Genomic DNA, 19348 nt, shown 5'->3' with positions numbered 1-19348 from the left:
CCTAGCGGCGGTTACGTAATGCTGCAATACGATCTTCAATGGTTGGGTGCGTTGCAAACAAACCTTTCATGCCACCATGTGCGCCATAAATTTTCATGGTTGCAAGTGCATCTTCACGTGCTTCGCGTTGTTGCCATTCCACAGATTGACGGGATAAAGCATCAATTTTTTGCAATGCACTAATCATGGCATCTGCACCTAAAGCATCAGCGGCATAGGCATCAGCTTTGAACTCACGTTTACGTGAAAAGGCAAAAATAACAATAGATGCAAGAATGGATAACATAATTTGTAACACGATATCCACAATGAAATACACCATATGACTTGGCTCACCATCACGCGCTACAGCATTGGCAACAAAACGTGCAATAATGCTGGCTGCAAAATATACCATGGTGTTCATCAGCCCTTGTAATAATGTGGTGGCAACCATATCGCCATTGGCAATATGTCCAACTTCATGCGCCAACACAGCTTTAAGTTCTGCATCACTTAGACTGGTTGCTAAACCAGAGGAAACAGCCACCATGGAATTATTACGGCTAGGGCCAGTGGCAAAGGCATTGGGCACATCATCCCAATATACCCAAACTTCAGGCATTTTAATGCCTTCGCGCTCTGCCAATGCTTTTACAGTATTGTAGACTAGTTTTTCTTTGGGGGTTGTTGGGTTGGTTACTTGTTGCATTTTATAGCCACGTTTGGCAAACCATTTGGACATCCATAGTGAAATAAATGCACCACCAAAACCAAAAACAGCAGCAAACATCAATTGACGAGCTTCAAAACTTCCACGGACATCGATACCGAACATGGGCAAGATAAAATACACCAAAATATTGGCGCTGATTGCCAAGGTGACCATGATAAGAATGTTGGTAATCACCAATAAGGCTATGCCTTTAAATGACTTCATGTGTGAAACTCCTTTTTAATTTTATAATTTCTTAATGTGTAGTAATGTATGGTTTGCATACTGGGAATTCAAGCCCATGCAAACTATGACTATAACCATTTCACATCAATACGTGGCTTGCTACGGTTATAGGTGTTAAATCTAGATTAAAACAGGTGAATGATTTTGAGCAATCCGAATAAGGCAGTGATGAATAACAAACCTTTTCCACTGAAAAGGTATTACATTTTATATGCGGGTATTGGTGGTATTGTTTTTTATGCCATGTTGTTTTCATTCTTTATCCATGCCGAACGTCATGCCCTGCATCAGCAATATATTAAGAACTTGGTTGAAAAAGGGAGCACCTTTTATCGTGATGTGTACCGCGATGTATTGGAAGAAAACCATTCTAGTTTTGAAACTATTAAGTCGGATGACGTAAGACACAAGCTTAGAGATAAAATGGAAGAACTGATTACGACTGATTTTGGTTTTGCTAAAGTCAATGTGTTTAATCGAAAAGGCGTGATTCTATATGACTATGAGAATCAAACAAATGAGGGTGACTTGTATGATGATATTGGTGGTGAGGGTTTTCAGTTAGCGCTTCAAGGTAAAACTTTTTCTAAGCAGGAGGAGGAGGACGGCAAGCGTTTTATAGAAGTATATATTCCTGCATTTGATTTGGATACAAAGCAAGTGGTCGGCGTGATGGAAATTTATGAAGATGTGACCCGCTTTGAAGATATGGTGTATGAGGCATTGAAGGAGGCCTTGGTTATTCCGACTTTAATTTTTCTGCTGTTTAATATCATGCTGTTTTGGATTGTGTTTAAGGCTGATAAAGTGATTACAATGAATACTTGCTTGCTGATTAAAGTGCGTGAACACATGGAAAAATACTTATCCAAGTCAACCACAGAAGCAATTTATAACTCGGTTACAGAAGAAACAGAGTTGTTTAAGGGTGAAATACAAGATATTGTCATATTTTTCTCGGATATTCGTGGTTTCACCAGTTATTCAGAGCATGAAAAACCTGAAGTTGTGGTTGAAAACTTGAATAAACTTTTTGAGTTGCAGGCTGATATTATTCATAAATATGATGGTGTGATTGATAAATTTGTGGGTGATGAAATCATGGCGATGTTCCCTAAAGATAAGTCGCAATATGCTGTGCAAGCAGGGTTAGAGATTCAACAAGCCATCAAAGATAGCCAAGATGTAAATTTTGATGTGGGTGTGGGTGTGCATTATGGTGAAGCCCTGCTTGGTTCGATTGGTACGCATGACCGCCGTGATTACACAGTGATTGGTAATATCGTCAATACAGGCGCACGTTTTTGTGGTGCAGCCAAAGGTGGTGAGGTGATTATCAGTGATGTGGTTTATCAGCAGCTTGACAAGCAATATCAAAAGTATTTCACTTTAAGTGAGCCTTTAAAACTTAAAGGTAAACAAGAAACGATTGTGACCTATGTGGGGAAAGTTTAGTTCGCAAGATTGCTCAAGATACATTTTATTGTGATTGGTTGCCACAAAGTGGGTAGGAGCTATGTGATTGTCCTATTGTCTTTCACTATATAAAACGGTTTCCCGATGTTCAGGAACATGAATTGGTGACGGATATTTATTTACCGCTTAAATAAGATTCACGGGGTGGAGAGCGTTATGCCTTCGCCCCGTTTGTCTGATGCACCAATGACTTGTCCTGTTTTGGTGTTCCACATGATGGCATGCATATTGCCATAGTTGCGGATTTCTTTGAACTTATGTCCTTTGTTTTGTAATTGTTTAAGTAGCTTGGGGGTAAATGCACCTTGTTCGTGTTGCACGACATCAGGTAAATATTGATGATGGAAACGCGGTTTATTTATCCATGCGCTCACATTGCTGCCACCCTGCATAAATTCCAAACCTGCAAGCAATACCATGCTGATAATTCTAGAGCCGCCAGGTGTGCCGACAATAAATGTTCTATGTTTATCTAAGATAAAAGTAGGGCTCATGGAAGATAACATACGTTTGTGCGGGGCAACGGCATTGGCTTTGCCTTGGACTAAACCGTAGGCATTGGGTTTGCCGACTTGGGTGGCGAAGTCGTCCATTTCATCGTTGAGCAAGATACCCGTTCTTGGGGATACATAACCCGAGCCAAAGCCATAGTTAATCGAAAGTGTGGCGGCGACCATATTGCCTTCTTTATCAATGATAGAAAAGTGGGTGGTATCCACGCCGTTGCCTGAGGGGTCGGCAGTAAAGCTTGAGGATGGTGTTACTCTTTTCATGCTGATTTGGGTGCGCAGTTTTTGTAGGCGCTTTTCATTGCGTAGGTCAGGAATAGCTACGAAATCACGATCACCCAAATATTGGTTACGGTCTTTGTAAGCAAGTTTCATGGCTTCGATGATGAGGTGTGTCCGTGCTTCTTCTGAAAGTTTATTGAGCTTATCATTTTTTAGAATACCAAGGGTTTCTGCGAGCGTAATGCCACCCGATGAAGGAAGGGCTGCTGAAATCCACTGAAAACCTTGGTATTGGAAGTGAACAGGCTCGCGTTCAATCACACGATATGCTTTGAGGTCGTCCAATCGAATCAAACCACCATCTTTTTTCATGTCGGCAACCAAGCGTTTGGCCGTTTCACCGCGATAAAAATCATCAGCACCATGTTGGGTAAATCGTTCTAATGTGCTGGCAAGTTCAGGCTGTTGAATAAGGTTTCCTATATTGGGCACTTTGCTTTGATGTAGAAAAATATTTTTGGCAGCATTGGTTTCTAACACATCTTTTCGCCACAGGGCAACCCGTTGGTAGTGTTTACTCACTTTAAACCCATGTTTAGCAATGTGGATAGCAGCCTCAGCATCACGTTTTCTATCTAGGTTTCCGTATGTTGTGATTAAGCGGTCTATGCCTGCAATCAAACCAGGTACGCCTGCGGACTGGGGACCATTAATGCTGGATTGGATTTTATAAATTTCGCCATTGCCTGCCAAGGTGGGTGACATTTCTCGGGCATCTAACATGACATACCGATTTTCTTTGGCGATATACAATAAAAAGAATCCACCGCCACCAATACCAGAACCTGTTGGCTCAGCAACGCCAATGGTGAGTGCCAAAGCAGCAGCGGCATCAAAGGCATTGCCACCTTGTTTGAGTATATCAATGCCAGCTTGGGTGGCGAGGGGGTGGGCTGATGCAACCATGTTTTGTTTGGGTAAGGTGGTTGCGTAGGCTGCTTGTGAACATGCTAGGATAAGTATAATGATGAGTGTTTTCATAGGGGTGATATAACTATGATGTTAGTGGAAACTCAAGAGGAAAGGTGTAATTTCGACCGAAGTGGAGAAATCTCAGGCCCTTCGACTACGCTCAGGGTGACAGATATTGTGTTTGGTATGTTTCTTTTTTGTGCTTTCATTGCGGCGCAGTCTGAAAAAAGGGGGGTAGAGATTGATGAAGACTCAGGTATATCGCTGTAACATGGAGGCATTGCCCAATAAGCCGCCGCTATGCACATATAATATAGTGCCTTGAATTTCTTGCTTGTGGTTTAACAGGGTTTGCCACATGAGTGGGGCATAAAGCAGGTCAAATTCAATGCCTGCTTGTTTGAGTGATTGGTAAGTTTCTAGGAATTCAGGGTAGGGTTTGGCAAAGCGATATTTATGTTTGGGTTCAAGTAATTTGAGGTTGTTAGGCATAGTGCCGAGCAATTGCATTTGCTGTTGTAAATATACATTATCACCCACCAACGCGGTGGTCAGCACTCGGCAATCGGACAGGTGTTTGGCGAGATAAAAAGCTGTTGTGCCTGTACCTGATGGGGTGACGACATGTAAGTCTTGTACGCCTTGATGGGTTTGCCATTGTTTGATTTCGTCTGCCAAGGCTGTGATGCCTTGCTCAGCTAATGGGTCAGCGCCACCTTGAGGAATGAGTAATGTTTTACCATGGCTTTGCAGTTGGTTAATGGTTTGTTTGTAATCTTCGGTTGCTATGAGCCGTATACCCAAATGCAATGCCATTTTCAGGTTTCCCAACGGTTGTGTTTTGAGTTTGTTTGGTAGTGGTTTGCAATAATATTCAAACTTCCAGCCCTTCTGTTGGCATAAAGCGGCAATGGATAACATGGCATTGGATTGCGTGCCACCATAGGAAATAATAGTGTTATAAGTTTCAGGGGGTGTTTGTAGTAGGGTATAAAGCTTGCGGTATTTGTTACCACTGAGCAGTGGGTCAATCAATTCATCACGTTTGACGAAGCAATTCAGCCCTGGAAAGTGAAAAGGTGTGATGCCGCTTAGCATTTTTTATTCACCGCAGAGTACGCAAAGTTTATTGATTAAGAATGGTGTGAAAGAATCAACTATGTGGTAGCTGCACCAATATTTATTGCACCTTAATCGCTGCAAAACCCTCTGCGTAACTTTGCGTACTCTACGGTTCAATCTGTAACCCGTTGCTCAAATAATCGGTGAATACCTGTGGGTACAGCCAAACCTTCCCAAGATGTAAACCACTGACCATGACCTGTTGGTTCAGATTGTTCATCCTTTAAATACAAATGAATACGGCGGTGGGTGAGTTGATGAACAAGGTTTGGTTTGTGTTTGGGTTTTGCAGCTAATTCAATAATGGGTGGTGTCCAAAGCCCTGCCCAGATGCCGTTTTCCGGGCGTTGTTCCAGCCAAATGCCGTGTTGTTGATGTTGATGTACAAACACTTGCCAATATACATCTTTCATCTTGATGGTGGATGTTTTTTTCAGTGGCTCAGTAAATGCAGACTGGCATGTGGAAGTCATAGGGCAGGTTTCACAGTTGCGCTTTCTAGCTTGGCAAAGGGTTGCGCCCAGCTCCATCATGGCTTGGTTCCATGTATCAGGTTGATTGCATTGGTCGATATAGTTTTGTGCCAATTGCCACAATGCTTTTTCGTTTAAATCATCTTTTTGCCAAGTTGATAGCACACGTTTTACATTGCCATCCAATACAGGTGTTGCTGTTTGAAAACAAAACGAAGAAATCGCACCAGCCGTGCTTCGTCCAATACCTTTTAGGCTTAAAATATCTTCAAAGTTTGCAGGAAACACGCCATTAAAATGTTTTGTAATATGTTGAGCTGCTTCATGGATAAATCGGGCGCGACGGTAGTAACCTAAACCTTCCCATTGTTTGAATACATCATCGATATGTGCAGCAGCCAGTGTTTTTATATCAGGAAAAACTTCAAACCACTCGGTATAACGAGGCAATACAGTTTTGACCTGTGTTTGCTGTAACATAATCTCAGAAATCCAGATGTGATAGGGGTCTTTACTGTGTCGCCATGGTAAATCACGAGCACTGTGCTGGTACCAATGAAGCAGGTTGTGAATGTTTGTTTTCAACTATAAACGGCGGAATACAGCACGATCTTCCACTACTTCGAACACAAAGAAAAAGTTGGCGCGTTCCAATCCCCAAGAGCTTGGTAATGGTTTGAAGGGAGCTGCGGCGTGTACGGCGGCGACTGCACTATCATTCAATGCACGGCTGGGGCTGGGTTGTACGACTTTAATGCCAGCAAGCTCCCCATTGTTGTTGATTGATACGCGCATTAAAACGCGTCGTTCATTCTGGCTAAGCTGGTTCATATGCTGACCTGCAGGTTGCCATTGTTCTTCCAATGCCCGCACCAAACCCTGAGCATAAGGTGCATATTTGGCTTCACGGGTATTGATACCAATGTCTGCTTCTTTGGATAAAAGTTGTTTCATGCGCCGTTCGCGGTCGAATTCGCGGGAAAATTGGGTAAGTGCTGCCGAGGCAGGCATCAAGTTGGCTAAAGGAATGTAAGGAGTGGGTTTAGTTGTTGGTTTCTTGGCTGTTTTAGGTGTTTTATGGGGTGTTAATAATGAAGGTACATCGCTTTCGCGGCTCAAAATACGCGCATTACGTTTGTTTTGTTGTTGTGGAATGGCAGGTGTTTGCGGTTGTTGAGGTGTTAAAGGGCGAGGTTTTTGCCTTGGTTTATGTTGTACTGCGGCACTGGGTGCACGGGCAGCCCTTGTTCTATCATCGTGGGCATTGATTTGTTGCCCTGTACTATTTTTATTGGAAATTGTTTTGGCATTCGATGGTGATGTTTTTGCCGAGGTTTGGTTGTCATCAAGCAACACAACATCCATGATGGGTGGTGTTTTCTTTTTGCTTATAGGGGCTTCATTTTTGTTGAATGTAATCAACCAAGCTAAAAATAGGTGCACAGCAAGTGATGCAAGTAACGCAAGGACAAGCTTTCGCTTATCAATGCGCCAATCAACGATTCTTACTGCGGTGTCTGCGTACATGCGACTAAGCTTAACTTTTAAGGGCTGCGATGCCAGTTTTGATGCGCTTTAAGGTCTCATCTTTGCCAAGTAAACCCAAGGTCACATCAATGGGTGGGGATACAGGTACACCTGCAATCAAAATCCGAATGGGTTGCGCAAGTTTACCCATGTTTACGTCTTCAGCTTCACAAATATCAGCAATCCATTGGTGTGCTGCTTCGCCAGACCAGTTTTCAGATTCAGCTTTACTAATGAATGTATCCAACAAAGCCCAAGTACCTTCTTTAAAATTCTTTTTCACTGCTTTTTCTTGGTATTCTGTTGGTGCGACATAAAACATGCGTGCACCATCGGCAAGTTCAATCATGTTTTTGCTTCGCTCTTGAAGGGCAGGAATCACATCAACCAAGGCAGGACCATTTGAAGTGTCCAACTTTAGGAAATAATTCACTTCATCCACCAAATCCGCAGGTTTGGATGCTTTAATCCAATGGGCATTCAGCCAGTCGAGTTTATCTTGGTCAAAGCGTGATGGGCTTGCACCTACATGTGCCAAGTCAAAGTATTCAATCAGTTGTTCACGGCTAAAGACTTCATCATCACCATGTGACCAACCCAAACGTGCCAAATAATTGTTCACTGCATGTGGCAAATAACCCTTTTCACGGTATTCAGTAATCGCAACTGAGCCATGACGTTTAGACATTTTTGCACCATCAGCGCCATGAATCAGTGGGATATGGGCAAATTGTGGTACATCCAAACCAAGGGCGTTATAGAGTTGAATTTGGCGCGGTGTATTGTTTAGATGGTCTGAGCCGCGCACTACATGGGTAATGCCCATATCGGCATCATCCACAACTACTGCTAAGTTATAAGTGGGTGTGCCATCGGTGCGCATAATGATTAAATCATCAATTTCTTCATTGGGAAAACAGACATCACCCAGCACCAAGTCTTTGACCCAAGTTTCACCATCTTCAGGTGATTTGAAACGAACTACGAATGGGGTGTCTTGTTCTTCAGTCAAATTACGGCAAGTGCCATCATACATGGCTTTTTTGCCTTCAATGCGTTGTTTTTCGCGCATGCAGTCTAAACGTTCTTTGCTGCAATAACATTTATAAGCTTTGCCTTCGTTCAAAAGTTTATTCACAGCCGCAATATGTTTGTTTTGTCGCGCACCTTGAAATACAGGTTCACCATCCCAATCCAAACCCAACCATTTCATGCCATCAAGGATAACTTGGGTGGCTTCATCGGTGCTGCGTTCTTTATCGGTATCTTCAATGCGAAGCACAAATTCACCACCAAAATGGCGGGCATAAAGCCATGAGAATAGGGCAGTGCGTGCGCCGCCAATATGTAGCATACCTGTAGGGGATGGGGCAAAACGTGTTTTAACAGTCATGTGTGTGTTCCTTAGATGTTTTTTAATTTAATATGCAGGATTAACGGCGTGGGCGGTAGTATTGCGCTTTTTTGGCTTTCCAAAAGGCACGGTATTCTTCGGCGGACACTTCATCGTCATCATTGGTGTCCATTTCATAAAAACGTTCGCCCATACGTTGTAAAACCATCATTTCATACTCTTCAAGTGATACGCCTTCGGATTCATCAAAGTCGAGTTCCATAAACTTTTCAACGATTTTGTCAGTCGCAGACAAGATTTCAGATGTGGCGGTTTGCGGCATCATCAAACCCATAAAAGCCAAAAAAAATAAAGTAAAACGCATAAAATCACCTCTGTCGTGTAGGTAAACTGTTTACCCTTTAACAAAAGTCGGCATCATAGCCGTGATTTTATCGGCTGACGAGGGGATTATGCAACAATATTTGGATTTTATGCGTGATGTGTATGAAAATGGTACGGTTAAAGGCGACAGAACAGGCACGGGTACGCGGTCTGTGTTTGGCAGGCAGCTTAGGTTTGATTTAGGCCAAGGCTTCCCATTGGTGACCACCAAAAAGGTGCATTTGAAATCTATTATCCATGAATTATTGTGGTTTCTCAAGGGTGAAACCAGTACGGTTTATTTGAAAGAAAACGGCGTAAAGATTTGGGATGAATGGGCAAAAGATGGAGAGCTAGGTCCTGTGTATGGCTACCAATGGCGGAATTGGCCAACGCCTGACGGTAAAAGCATAGACCAAATTGCAGAGTTGATTAAACAAATCAAAGATAAACCCAATTCACGCCGCCTCATCGTATCCGCGTGGAATGTTGCCGACTTACCCGATGAATCTATTTCCCCACTGGATAATGTGGCACAAGGCAAAATGGCGCTTGCCCCTTGTCATGCATTTTTCCAGTTTTATGTGGCAGATGGCAAACTATCTTGCCAATTATACCAGCGCAGTGCCGATATTTTCTTAGGCGTCCCCTTCAATATCGCCTCTTATGCATTGCTCACCATGATGATTGCCCAAGTCTGCGACTTAGAAGTGGGTGACTTTGTGCATACCTTTGGTGATGCACATTTGTATTCCAACCATTCTGAACAAGTTGAAACCCAGCTTGCTCGTAAGCCATATGCATTACCAACCATGACGATTAATTCTGATGTAAAAAATATCTTTGATTTTAAATATGAAGATTTTACTTTAGAAGGTTATGAATACCATGCAGGCATTCGTGCGCCGATTGCTATATAATCAGCTAATGGTTTAACATTGTGGGGAACAAAAGACGGTCAAGTTTTAAAGAGTATAGATTAGGGCTAAAGCTTCTTTTGATGTCAAAAAAATGCAGAACACAGAAAAATACTGTGTTCTGCATAAAATGAGGATGCTCGAAGGTGTTTGTTAATTAAGCGCCATTTTCCATGGCTTTTCTGACCTTAGACCCTATACAGATTGGTTATCCAGAGCTGCGCTAGTTATCTAGGGCAGCTCTGAAAAATTAAACCAATTTATTTAGCGAAAATTGCTTCTGCAAGTTCGTTATAAGTAAATTTACCTTTAGCAACTTTTTTCTTGATCAAGTTTTTGTATTGACCAGACATTACTTTCGCTTTTTTCTTCCATTTAGCATCGCTACCAGCAATTTTACGATCACCTACAGCGAAACCGCTTTCAAATACTGCTGCCAATGTTGCTGCATCACCATATGCTGCTTGGATTTTTTTCCAAGATGGACCTACCTTATCCTTAGATGTTGCATGGCAAGATTTACATTTTTTAGTCAAATCACCAGCAGTAGCTGTGCTTAGACCTGCAAATGATACAGCCGATACAGCCGCAGCAATCAATAGTACTTTTTTCATAATTTTACTCTCCTCGTTTAAATCGTAAGCGAATTGCTAAATCATTTCAATCTGTGATGCAAGTAACTTTTGGCACAATGTTAGCAATATATTAATCTGTATTTATTGCTTAGTATGAGGATGCCTGCTTTGAAGGTAGCCGCTGAAGTGATTAAAAATACGCAAAACTGAAGTGTTACAGAAGATAAGGGAAATGATATAATGATGGCTAAGTACTTGTATAATTCAAGGCTAGACAGGATTACTTCTGATATTGATGTGAATATGACCGCAGTGCGCCCAAATTCTTGAAAGTTTAAATCATACTGTTTTAAATGGGTAGATGACATCATGTTAGTTTTTGCTAAAATGCTGATAGGGTATGGAAGGATTCCTCTGGTGGGTCAAGCTGTTTTAGTAACCTCATGCTATTCTAGTTCCTTTTATGCTTTTGTTTTTTAGCTGGCGGTGTGCTTTTGAGTTGGATTCAGGAAGGAAAGGAAAAGGATAGTAAATGAATTATATTGATGTTTTTAATGGTGATGCAGATGGTTTGTGTGCATTGCACCAGTTACGATTGGAAAACCCTGTGGATTCTGAATTGGTGACGGGGGTGAAGCGAGATATTGCTTTGCTTAAGCGGGTGAATGCGCAAGCAGGTGATGAAATCACGGTGCTGGATGTGTCACTGGATAAAAACAGGGATGCTTTGTTGGCTGCTTTGGATGCTGGGGCGAAGGTGCGTTATTTTGACCATCATTTTGCAGGTGAGATGCCGCAGCATGAAAACTTTGAGGCGTTTATCAATACTGATGCCAATGTTTGCACCAGCTTGTTGGTTAACGCTTATCTTCAAAGTGCATACTTGCCTTGGGCTGTGGCGGCGGCATTTGGTGATAACTTATTTGACTCAGCGAGGAACGCGGCACAGCCATTAAACTTAAAAGATGAACAATTAAATCAGCTTGAACATTTGGGCACGCTATTGAATTACAATGGTTATGGGGTGACTTTGGATGATTTGTATTTCACCCCACAAGATTTGTATGAAAAAATGAAACCTTTTGAAAATCCATTTGATTTTATTGCAGCGTCGCCTGCGTATCAGGTGTTAAGCGATGGTTATGCCGATGACATGGAGAAGGCGGAAGTCTCTGAGGCTGTGTATTTGGATGAGAAAGTGGCAGCATTTATGATGCCTGATGAAGCATGGTCGCGACGTGTTTCGGGCGTGTATGGTAATGCTTTAGCTAGGATTTATACAGACCGAGCCCATGCTTTAGTGACGGTGATGGATAATGGAAATTATCGGGTGAGTGTTCGCGCACCGCTATCCAACAAAATAGGTGCAGATGAGCTTTGTATGTCTTTCCCTACAGGTGGTGGGCGTAAGGCTGCGGCGGGCATCAATGATTTGCCTAAAGCTATGTTGGATGATTTTATAACGGCATTTAAGGATACATATTCATGAGTAGAATTGCAGGCATACATGCCGTCAAACATGCGCTGGACGCTGGTGAAACCATTGATGAATTGGTGGTGCTCAAAGGCAAAACACATCCGCGATTAAATGAGCTGATTCATTTGGCGCGAAAAGCCAAAGTTCGCGTATCGTTTGCGCCCAAAGAAGCCTTGGAAAGATTGGCTGAAGGCGTGCCGCATCAAGGTGTTGTGGCGAAAATGGCTGCTAAAGGTGCTGTAAACTTCAAAGATTGGTTGCAACAGGTGTCCAAGCAAGATGAAGCTTTGGTGTTGATTCTCGACCAAGTGACCGACCCGCATAATTTGGGCGCATGTATTCGCACGGCGGAAGCATCGGGTTGCGCTGGTGTGGTGATTCCCAAAGATCATGCCGCAGATTTGCATTCGCCGATTGTATCTAAATCAGCATGTGGTGCATTGGCGAGGATTCCTGTGCTTAGCGTGACCAATTTGGCACGCACCATGAAAGAGTTACAACAAGCAGGCTTTTGGATTTCAGGTTTGGCGGGTGAAGCGGACACATTGATTCACGACATTAACTTTTCAGGAAAAAATGCGTTGGTCATGGGTGCAGAAGGCGAGGGTATGCGTAGATTGGTGCGAGAAACCTGCGACCAATTGGTGAAAATCCCTATGCCAGGTAAAGTGGAATCATTGAATGTGTCCGTGGCAACAGGTGTGGCATTGTTTGAAGTTGTGCGCCAAGGACTAAAGTAAGGGGTGAGTATGGATTTGGTATTAATCGAAGGTTTGGAAGTGCGTACTGTGATTGGTATTTACGACTGGGAGCGTGAGATTCGGCAAACCGTGCGCCTAGACCTTGAAATGGCTTGGGATATTTCCAAAGCGGGTAAAACCGATAACATCGAAGATACGCTGGATTATAAATCGGTATCCAAACGTTTGATTGATTTTGTGGAAGCATCGGAGTTTGGTTTGATTGAGTCATTGGCAGAACATTGCGCACAAATTATACGTGATGAATTTAGTGTGCCTTGGTTGCGTTTAAAAATGTCTAAACCTGGTGCCGTGCGCGGTTCAGAGAATGTGGCTGTGTTAATCGAAAGAGGAAGTAAACCTACGTGAGCTCGGCATTGCTTGGTATAGGCTCAAATATTCAACCCAAAGATAATCTGATGTTTGCATCTGATGTTTTGCGTCATGAATTTGAGAGTGTGTTGTTTTCACCTGTTTACCAATCAAAAGCGGTGGGCATGCAAGGCGATGATTTTCTTAATGCATGTTGTTTGATACATGGGGACTTTAACCTTCAATATTTGAGTCAGTGGTGTAAGCGGCAAGAAGATGTGCGCCTTAGAGATCGGGCGCAAGGGTCGTGGCGACCGCGTACGTTAGATTTAGATATTCTTATGTTTAATAATCAGTTGATGGATGATGAACTCTATACATTTGCGCATGCTTTTGTGCCAGCATCAACACTTGTGACATTAGAAAATAAGGGTGTGGATATTAGCGTGGTAACCAAGGTAGCCTTGGATTTATAAGGTGTCTTGAAGGACGTTTTGCAGACGTTTTGAATAATCTGGGTTGGCAGAGGATAGTGGTAGCCTGACCTCAAAGGTGGCGCCGTGTCCTGGTTCGCTGTGTACGGATATGCTGCCTTGGTGTGCTAAGACAATATGTTTACAAATGGCTAAACCCAGTCCCGCGCCTTCACCTTTTTGGTTGTTGCGCGCATCATCGACACGGAAAAAACGCTCGAATAAGTGGGGTTGTGCTTCTAGTGGTACACCTGGGCCTTGATCGGATACTCTGATAATCACTTCTTCACCTTCTGCGCGAGCATATAAAGTGACTGTAGAGGCATCTGGAGCATAACGTGATGCATTGTTGAGTAGGTTGTAAAAGACGCGCTCTAAACGACGTTGGTCTCCCATGACTTCAAGGTCATCTTGAATATCCATTTCAAGGTTGATATTTCGTTTGGCGAACAGCATCAGATGGTCTTGCCCTACTTCTTGGAGTAGCAATGATAAGTCGATACGTTCTTGGGGTATTTCTAATGTGCCAGCATCGGCTTGGGCTAATGTCAGCATATCATTGACAATATGTTGCATGCGTTCGCTGATAGAAAACAGTTGTTTGAGTAGTGCTTTGTACTCTTCGGGAGAACGGTCTTGCATCAGCGCAACTTCGATTTCACTTTTTAGAATGGTAATAGGGTGGCGAAGTTCGTGGGAAGTGTCGGATACAAAACGTTTTTGGCTGTTAAAGTTGGTTTCTAAGCATTCAAACATTTGATTGAGTGAATGAATTAAGTCTCGAATCTCTTGGTCATGCACGGATGAATTGAGTCTGCGGCTTAGGTCTCCGTGGGCAACAGCATGTGCAGCATCGGTAATATCATTGATGGGGCGCAGAGAGCGTCTTGCCATGCGGTAGCCAACAAGGCCGCTAATAAGCATGGATAAAAGCCCAAGTATGCTTCCTAAAACATAAAGAAGCTTAAAGAACTTTTGAATATCGCGTGTGGTTCGAGCCAAAATAGCCACGGCGACCACTTGGGTTCCCGCTCGAATCGGCATGACGGCAACGCGAAGGTTATCTTCCCTTAGCAGACTTCGAGTGGAGACAAAAATAGTAGCATTACCTTCAAATGCACCGTGAACAGCATGGGCAATGTCATGTTTTTCATGACCGACCAGCTCTTCACCCACGCTAAACAAAATCAGACCATCACGGTTGACGAGCTGAACTACGCCACGGTAGTAAGTGGAAAACTCGCGCAAATGGTGCCCCCATTGGGCGGTAGGTGATTCTTCAAGTTGGTGTACCAGTTGCTGGGCATCGCGGAATAAATCTTCATCCACTTCTTGGTAGATTTGCATGGATAATACCCAGTAAATAAGGCCTGCTGCCACCACCAAGATAGCGAATTCCACAGCGATATAGTGCATAGCAAGTCTGCCGCGAAAAGTACGGAAGAAATGGTTGTAAAGTGAAGAAAACCAGTTTTTCATGGGGGTAAGTGGTTTATGCGCCTTCCTGATACTTGTCGCTTAAAATATAACCTTGTCCACGTAAGGTGTGGATTAAAGAGACATCAAAGTCTTTATCAACTTTTGCCCTTAAGTGGCTGACATATACATCAATCACATTACTTTCAGGGTCAAAGTTCATGTCCCAAACGTGTTCGCCAATCAAAGTCCGAGAAAGAACCTTGTAAGGGTTGCGCATGAGGTACTCTAACAAAGCGTATTCCTTGGTGGTTAACCGAATATTCTTTTCTCCGCGGGTGACTTGACGGCTGATAGGGTCGAGCTCTAAGTCTGCCATGGTTAACGTCGGTGTTTTGCTATCGGATGTGCGGCGTAATAATGCGCGAACACGAGCCAGTAATTCTTGAAAAGAAAAAGGTTTGGCCATGTAGTCATCTGCGCCAGCATCTAAACCGCGGACTTTATCTTCAACACTGTCTCTAGCTGTCAGCATCAACACAGGTGTATTCACGCCACGGTCGCGAATCTCTCTGCAAACTTGGATGCCATTTTTCTTCGGTAGCATTAAGTCTAGAATGATGAGGTCATAATCATTGACTTCGGCAAGAAAACCACCGTCTTCCCCATCATGGGATATATCAACGGCGTGTCCTTCTTCACGCAATCCCTTTTGTAATACTTTGGCAACTTGAACTTCATCTTCAACAATCAAAATTTTCATAGACGCAATGTAGATGTTCTCTGTGTGTCTGACAATGCTTTTTCGTGTGTAATAAATGTCACAGTAAGGGGAATACAAGGTTTAATGTGGTTGACAATGGGTATTTTGTGGTCGATATTGGCGGTTAGTGGGTAAAAGTGGGTAGCTTATTTTGAGTGCCTGGGCTAAATGAGGTTAAGTGGTAGCGTATGTTTCAAGGTGAATATACCAATAACATGGACGATAAAGGGCGCGTGAACATACCCGCGCCTTTCCGTGATGTGCTGCTTAAAAACTATGATGACTCCTCTATTGTTGTAACGCGTGATCCATACGCATCTTGCCTCCGTGCCTACCCACAACGCGAATGGAAACGTTTACTCACCAAAGTTTTGGCAAGGCCAAGCAATGATCGTACAGTGATTGCCTTTAAGCGCACTGTGATAAGTTCGGCACAAGAATATGCGCCAGACAAACAAGGGCGTGTATTGATTCCGCAAAACCTTCGTGACTATGCAAATATTAGCAAAGGCACTGTTTTTGCAGGTTCGTTGGATACGTTTGAAATATGGGATGTGAGTGCATGGGACGCGCAACTCGCATCGTCATTATCATTACTTCAAGATATGGACTTGGATTTCTGATGGTTACGTCAGCGCATATTTCAGTATTGGCGGAGCCCTATATTGAAGGTTTGTGTGCGGATAAGGATGGTCGTTACGTTGATGCAACGTTTGGGCGTGGGGGGCACGCACAACTTTTATTGAATAAACTTTCCGCTCAAGGTGAAGTCTTGGGTCTGGATAGAGACCCTGAGGCTGTTGCTGTTGGGCAAGCTTTGGCTGCACAAGATTCAAGGTTTCATATGTTTTATACCGACTTTGCAGGTTTGGAAGATGCCGTACGCGCGCAAGGTTGGGATAACGTTAGTGGCATAGGTTTTGATTTGGGTGTGTCATCACCACAGCTTGACCATGCAGAGCGTGGTTTTTCTTTTATGAAAGATGGCCCGCTGGATATGCGTATGGATAATGCGTCAGGCGAGTCACTAGCATATAAGTTGGAGCGAGTGTCAGAATCTGAGCTTGTAAGTATTATCCGTGAGTATGGTGGCGAGCGTTTTGCAGGGCGTATTGCTCGTGCTATTTTAGAAGCTTTGCATCAAGGTAAAATGAACACAACCAAAGACCTTGAGAATGTATGTTTTCATGCAACACCGAAAAAGATGCGACACGGCGGAGCACACCCTGCAACCCGCACTTTTCAAGCTTTACGTATTTGGGTGAATGATGAAATGGGGCAAATTGACGCTGCCGTTAAATCAGCAATGCAGCTGTTAAAACCTGGTGGACGGTTGGCAATCATTTCTTTTCATTCTGGTGAAGATAGGCGTATTCGTGATTTGATTGAAAAAGAAGTGCGGGGTTGTACGTGTCCACCGCAGTTTCCAATTTGTGTATGTGGTATCAAACCAACCATGCGTTGGGTGCAAAAGAAACCTGTTCGTGCCAGTGAAGAAGAGATAGCGCTGAATCCACGCAGTCGTTCTGCAATGTTGCGCATTGCGGAGAAAGTGGGTGAACCATGTTAAGACATGGGGTAATGATACCGTTATTACTTATATTGATTGGTGTGTTGTCTGCAGGGCAGGTGTGGTTATCACACTTGCGTGTTGCCGTTGCGCAGCAGGTTTCCAGTGCACAGCAGGAGCAACGGATTGTACAGCAAGATGTACAGAATTTAAAATTGGAAATAGCAAGTTTGATGCGCCCGAATATGCTGCGCCGATTGGCACATGATGAGCTGGGTATGCAAGCACCTACACCCATGCAGGTGGTTCGGCCATGAGACAAAAGCGTATGGTTGAGCCGCAAGTCGTAGAGCATCGCCGTATTGATGTGGTGATAGGTTTGGTGATTTTGGGATTGTCATTAATGGTGATTCGAGCCGTAGATTTACAATGGCTGCAAGCTGATGATTTATCGGTACAAGCGGATAATCAGAGAATACGTCAGTATGATGTCGATGCGCCGCGCGGGCCTATTCTGGATCGTACGGGGCGTGTTTTATCTGAAAGTGTGGAGATGCCATCTATTGCGGCTATTGCCTCGGATATTAAGACGGAAGATTTGCCCGCGTTGGCGAAAGCTTTGGATATGCCGCTGCATCAATTAAAACAACGCATTGGTAAGCGAAAAGGTTTTGTTTGGTTGTCTAGGCGTGTTGCGCCGCAAACAGCTAAAGCTGTGCAAGCATTGGATTTGGCAGGTGTGCGTATTGAGAAAGAATGGCGCAGGTATCATCCGTTTGGTCCAGAAACAGGACATTTGGTTGGTTTCGTGGGTACGGATAATCATGGTTTAGAAGGTTTGGAGTTGGCATTTAATAGTAAGCTGTCTGGCAAACCAGGACGGGTACAATTGCGTAGGGCAGCCAATGGTTATAGTTTACCTGGAAGCACGTGGTTAAAAAAACCTGTGATGGGTGAGTCTTTAAAACTCAATCTTGATGTGAGTGTGCAAAGTATTGCTTACTCAGCATTGGCAAATGGTATAGCGAAGACAGGTGCCAAGGGCGGTTCTGTTGTGATTATGAACCCGCATAATGGGCATGTGTTGGCAATGACCAGCTGGCCTGGATTTAACCCGAATTCGTTTGGTAAATATAGACCCAAAGATTGGCGCAACCGTGTAGTTACCGATGTATTTGAGCCAGGTTCAGTGCTTAAACCATTTACCGTGGCAGCGGCATTATCAACGGGTCAGTATACCATGGACTCTTTGATTTATTGTGAGAATGGTAAGTTTACCGTAGCTGATAAAACCATTAAAGATGATCACCCTGAGGGTTGGATTGACTTGCGTAAGTTGTTAGTGGTGTCGAGTAATATTGGTGCTGCAAAACTTGCATTGGACATTGGTAAAGAAGATTTAAACCGTGTGCTCACAGACGTGGGTTTTCATCATAAAACAGGTATAGGTTTGGGTGGTGAGTCGGCAGGTATTTTGCCCCCTGTGCAGAAGTGGGGGCCCGTTGAAACGGCAAATATTGCGTTTGGGCAAGGTGTTGCTGTAACACCAATTCAACTTGCAGCGGCATTTTCAGTGTTTGCCAATGGTGGTATATATTATCCACCGCAGTTGGTTCAAGAAGGACAACCTGTAAAAGGGCGCCAAGTGGTTTCTGAGCGGGTTGCTCGTGATGTATTGTCCATGTTGGCAGATGTGACAAAGTCAGGTGGTACGGGTACAAAAGCCGTACCTTTGGGATATACGGTGGCAGGAAAAACGGGTACTGCGCAAAAACCCAATGGGAAAGGTGGTTACTCCAAGGATAAGTTTACTGCTGTGTTTGCAGGTTTAGTGCCTGCTGAAGCACCAGAATTGGTGATTGTTGTGGTCTTGGATGAGCCTGAAAGCAGTATTTACGGTGGTTCAACCGCAGCGCCTGTGTTTAAACAAATTGCGGCAGCAGCTTTGCCTGTGCTGGGCATTGCCCCCACAATGGACAGCAATCCTTCAGACTGGAAAGTCATGCAGGCCAGTGTGCAACGACCAACGGTAGCTGAGCATATGCAATCGCTTTATGGCTTGTCACTGCGAGAGGTTCGCCGCTTTGCTTTGCTTAATGATATTCAGTTGCGTGTACATGGTGAGGGCTGGGTTGTAAAAAGTGAACCTGTTGTGTTGCAAGGTTTAGAAGCTGGTGATGCGTTGGAGGTGTGGCTTCGTGAATGAC

At 43.7% G+C, this 19348-nt stretch carries 20 protein-coding genes; 10 read left to right on the top strand and 10 right to left on the bottom strand.

The window, feature by feature from the left end; all coding sequences use genetic code 11:
• Window position 1 precedes the first annotated feature (1 nt).
• A complete protein-coding gene (gene htpX, locus DM09_RS04310) occupies window positions 2–919 on the bottom strand; it encodes a protease HtpX (protein WP_038247797.1) in 918 nt (305 codons plus the stop codon).
• Window positions 920–1084: 165 nt separating this feature from the next.
• On the opposite strand from htpX, the gene DM09_RS04305 reads away from it, so the two are divergent.
• Window positions 1085–2395 (top strand): adenylate/guanylate cyclase domain-containing protein, encoded by a 1311-nt coding sequence (locus DM09_RS04305; protein ID WP_157753596.1) that lies wholly within the window; start codon window positions 1085–1087, stop codon window positions 2393–2395.
• 158 nt (window positions 2396–2553) lie between these two features.
• On the opposite strand, the gene ggt is transcribed toward DM09_RS04305, so the two are convergent.
• The 6 genes from ggt to DM09_RS04270 form a co-directional block, all read right to left on the bottom strand.
• Window positions 2554–4188, bottom strand: a complete 1635-nt coding sequence (gene ggt / locus DM09_RS04300) for a gamma-glutamyltransferase (protein WP_051938121.1) — start codon at window positions 4186–4188, stop codon at window positions 2554–2556.
• Window positions 4189–4371: 183 nt separating this feature from the next.
• Entirely contained in the window at window positions 4372–5217 is an 846-nt protein-coding gene (locus DM09_RS04290) for a pyridoxal-phosphate dependent enzyme (protein ID WP_038247794.1), read from the bottom strand.
• A 137-nt stretch (window positions 5218–5354) separates the two neighbouring features.
• Window positions 5355–6194 carry an A/G-specific adenine glycosylase gene (locus DM09_RS04285; protein WP_081881079.1) on the bottom strand — a complete coding sequence of 280 codons (840 nt, stop codon included), beginning with the start codon at window positions 6192–6194 and terminating at the stop codon, window positions 5355–5357.
• Window positions 6195–6299: 105 nt separating this feature from the next.
• Window positions 6300–7241, bottom strand: coding sequence for a TonB family protein (locus DM09_RS04280; protein WP_051938118.1), 942 nt, complete (start codon window positions 7239–7241; stop codon window positions 6300–6302).
• Between the two features lie 10 nt (window positions 7242–7251).
• Window positions 7252–8634: a glutamate--tRNA ligase gene (gene gltX / locus DM09_RS04275; RefSeq protein WP_038247793.1), complete on the bottom strand. Its 1383-nt coding sequence runs from the start codon at window positions 8632–8634 to the stop codon at window positions 7252–7254.
• A 40-nt stretch (window positions 8635–8674) separates the two neighbouring features.
• Window positions 8675–8959, bottom strand: a complete 285-nt coding sequence (locus tag DM09_RS04270; RefSeq protein ID WP_051938117.1) for an EF-hand domain-containing protein — start codon at window positions 8957–8959, stop codon at window positions 8675–8677.
• Between the two features lie 88 nt (window positions 8960–9047).
• Between DM09_RS04270 and DM09_RS04265 the strand changes: the two genes are divergently transcribed.
• Window positions 9048–9878, top strand: coding sequence for a thymidylate synthase (locus DM09_RS04265; protein ID WP_038247792.1), 831 nt, complete (start codon window positions 9048–9050; stop codon window positions 9876–9878).
• Between the two features lie 257 nt (window positions 9879–10135).
• Here DM09_RS04265 and DM09_RS04260 read toward each other — a convergent pair whose 3' ends face one another.
• On the bottom strand, window positions 10136–10489 hold the full coding sequence (locus DM09_RS04260; protein WP_038247791.1) for a c-type cytochrome: 354 nt from the start codon (window positions 10487–10489) through the stop codon (window positions 10136–10138).
• 493 nt (window positions 10490–10982) lie between these two features.
• Here DM09_RS04260 and DM09_RS04255 point away from each other — a divergent pair, with 493 nt between their 5' ends.
• From DM09_RS04255 to folK, 4 genes are read left to right on the top strand one after another with little or no spacing between them, the layout of a single operon-like run.
• A complete protein-coding gene (locus DM09_RS04255; RefSeq protein ID WP_038247790.1) occupies window positions 10983–11939 on the top strand; it encodes a DHH family phosphoesterase in 957 nt (318 codons plus the stop codon).
• On the top strand, window positions 11936–12667 hold the full coding sequence (gene rlmB, locus DM09_RS04250; RefSeq protein WP_038247789.1) for a 23S rRNA (guanosine(2251)-2'-O)-methyltransferase RlmB: 732 nt from the start codon (window positions 11936–11938) through the stop codon (window positions 12665–12667). Before DM09_RS04255 ends, rlmB begins: the two co-directional genes overlap by 4 nt.
• 9 nt (window positions 12668–12676) lie before the next feature.
• A complete protein-coding gene (gene folB / locus DM09_RS04245; protein ID WP_038247788.1) occupies window positions 12677–13036 on the top strand; it encodes a dihydroneopterin aldolase in 360 nt (119 codons plus the stop codon).
• Window positions 13033–13455 carry a 2-amino-4-hydroxy-6-hydroxymethyldihydropteridine diphosphokinase gene (gene folK / locus DM09_RS04240; RefSeq protein ID WP_038247787.1) on the top strand — a complete coding sequence of 141 codons (423 nt, stop codon included), beginning with the start codon at window positions 13033–13035 and terminating at the stop codon, window positions 13453–13455. The genes folB and folK overlap by 4 nt, the downstream gene beginning before the upstream one ends.
• On the opposite strand, the gene DM09_RS04235 is transcribed toward folK, so the two are convergent.
• Both DM09_RS04235 and DM09_RS04230 read right to left on the bottom strand, forming a co-directional pair.
• On the bottom strand, window positions 13450–14931 hold the full coding sequence (locus tag DM09_RS04235) for a sensor histidine kinase (RefSeq protein WP_051938115.1): 1482 nt from the start codon (window positions 14929–14931) through the stop codon (window positions 13450–13452). The genes folK and DM09_RS04235 overlap by 6 nt on opposite strands.
• Window positions 14932–14944: 13 nt before the next feature.
• Window positions 14945–15631: a heavy metal response regulator transcription factor gene (locus DM09_RS04230; protein WP_038247786.1), complete on the bottom strand. Its 687-nt coding sequence runs from the start codon at window positions 15629–15631 to the stop codon at window positions 14945–14947.
• A gap of 188 nt (window positions 15632–15819) precedes the next feature.
• On the opposite strand from DM09_RS04230, the gene mraZ reads away from it, so the two are divergent.
• The 4 genes from mraZ to DM09_RS04210 are packed head-to-tail and all read left to right on the top strand — an operon-like array spanning window position 15820 to window position 19347.
• Window positions 15820–16254: a division/cell wall cluster transcriptional repressor MraZ gene (gene mraZ, locus DM09_RS04225; protein WP_038247785.1), complete on the top strand. Its 435-nt coding sequence runs from the start codon at window positions 15820–15822 to the stop codon at window positions 16252–16254.
• Entirely contained in the window at window positions 16254–17201 is a 948-nt protein-coding gene (rsmH, locus tag DM09_RS04220; protein WP_038247784.1) for a 16S rRNA (cytosine(1402)-N(4))-methyltransferase RsmH, read from the top strand. Before mraZ ends, rsmH begins: the two co-directional genes overlap by 1 nt.
• On the top strand, window positions 17195–17458 hold the full coding sequence (locus DM09_RS04215) for a cell division protein FtsL (RefSeq protein WP_051938114.1): 264 nt from the start codon (window positions 17195–17197) through the stop codon (window positions 17456–17458). The genes rsmH and DM09_RS04215 overlap by 7 nt, the downstream gene beginning before the upstream one ends.
• Window positions 17455–19347: a penicillin-binding transpeptidase domain-containing protein gene (locus tag DM09_RS04210; protein ID WP_081881078.1), complete on the top strand. Its 1893-nt coding sequence runs from the start codon at window positions 17455–17457 to the stop codon at window positions 19345–19347. The genes DM09_RS04215 and DM09_RS04210 overlap by 4 nt, the downstream gene beginning before the upstream one ends.
• The last annotated feature ends 1 nt before the right edge of the window (window position 19348 follow it).

It is taken from the genome of Ghiorsea bivora (genome assembly GCF_000744415.1).
GTDB classification, from domain to species: domain Bacteria; phylum Pseudomonadota; class Zetaproteobacteria; order Mariprofundales; family Mariprofundaceae; genus Ghiorsea; species Ghiorsea bivora.
This window is presented reverse-complemented; position numbering and strand designations above follow the sequence as displayed.

Excerpts from the sequence above, each read along its gene's own strand:
- htpX (WP_038247797.1), bottom strand. The coding sequence starts at position 919 with ATGAAGTCATTTAAAGGCATAGCCTTATTGGTGATTACCAACATTCTT.
- ggt (WP_051938121.1), bottom strand. The coding sequence starts at position 4,188 with ATGAAAACACTCATCATTATACTTATCCTAGCATGTTCACAAGCAGCC.
- DM09_RS04290 (WP_038247794.1), bottom strand. The coding sequence starts at position 5,217 with ATGCTAAGCGGCATCACACCTTTTCACTTTCCAGGGCTGAATTGCTTC.
- DM09_RS04285 (WP_081881079.1), bottom strand. The coding sequence starts at position 6,194 with ATGTTACAGCAAACACAGGTCAAAACTGTATTGCCTCGTTATACCGAG.
- DM09_RS04280 (WP_051938118.1), bottom strand. The coding sequence starts at position 7,241 with ATGTACGCAGACACCGCAGTAAGAATCGTTGATTGGCGCATTGATAAG.
- gltX (WP_038247793.1), bottom strand. The coding sequence starts at position 8,634 with ATGACTGTTAAAACACGTTTTGCCCCATCCCCTACAGGTATGCTACAT.
- DM09_RS04270 (WP_051938117.1), bottom strand. The coding sequence starts at position 8,959 with ATGCGTTTTACTTTATTTTTTTTGGCTTTTATGGGTTTGATGATGCCG.
- DM09_RS04265 (WP_038247792.1), top strand. The coding sequence starts at position 9,048 with ATGCAACAATATTTGGATTTTATGCGTGATGTGTATGAAAATGGTACG.
- DM09_RS04260 (WP_038247791.1), bottom strand. The coding sequence starts at position 10,489 with ATGAAAAAAGTACTATTGATTGCTGCGGCTGTATCGGCTGTATCATTT.
- DM09_RS04255 (WP_038247790.1), top strand. The coding sequence starts at position 10,983 with ATGAATTATATTGATGTTTTTAATGGTGATGCAGATGGTTTGTGTGCA.
- rlmB (WP_038247789.1), top strand. The coding sequence starts at position 11,936 with ATGAGTAGAATTGCAGGCATACATGCCGTCAAACATGCGCTGGACGCT.
- folB (WP_038247788.1), top strand. The coding sequence starts at position 12,677 with ATGGATTTGGTATTAATCGAAGGTTTGGAAGTGCGTACTGTGATTGGT.
- DM09_RS04235 (WP_051938115.1), bottom strand. The coding sequence starts at position 14,931 with ATGAAAAACTGGTTTTCTTCACTTTACAACCATTTCTTCCGTACTTTT.
- DM09_RS04230 (WP_038247786.1), bottom strand. The coding sequence starts at position 15,631 with ATGAAAATTTTGATTGTTGAAGATGAAGTTCAAGTTGCCAAAGTATTA.
- mraZ (WP_038247785.1), top strand. The coding sequence starts at position 15,820 with ATGTTTCAAGGTGAATATACCAATAACATGGACGATAAAGGGCGCGTG.
- rsmH (WP_038247784.1), top strand. The coding sequence starts at position 16,254 with ATGGTTACGTCAGCGCATATTTCAGTATTGGCGGAGCCCTATATTGAA.
- DM09_RS04215 (WP_051938114.1), top strand. The coding sequence starts at position 17,195 with ATGTTAAGACATGGGGTAATGATACCGTTATTACTTATATTGATTGGT.
- DM09_RS04210 (WP_081881078.1), top strand. The coding sequence starts at position 17,455 with ATGAGACAAAAGCGTATGGTTGAGCCGCAAGTCGTAGAGCATCGCCGT.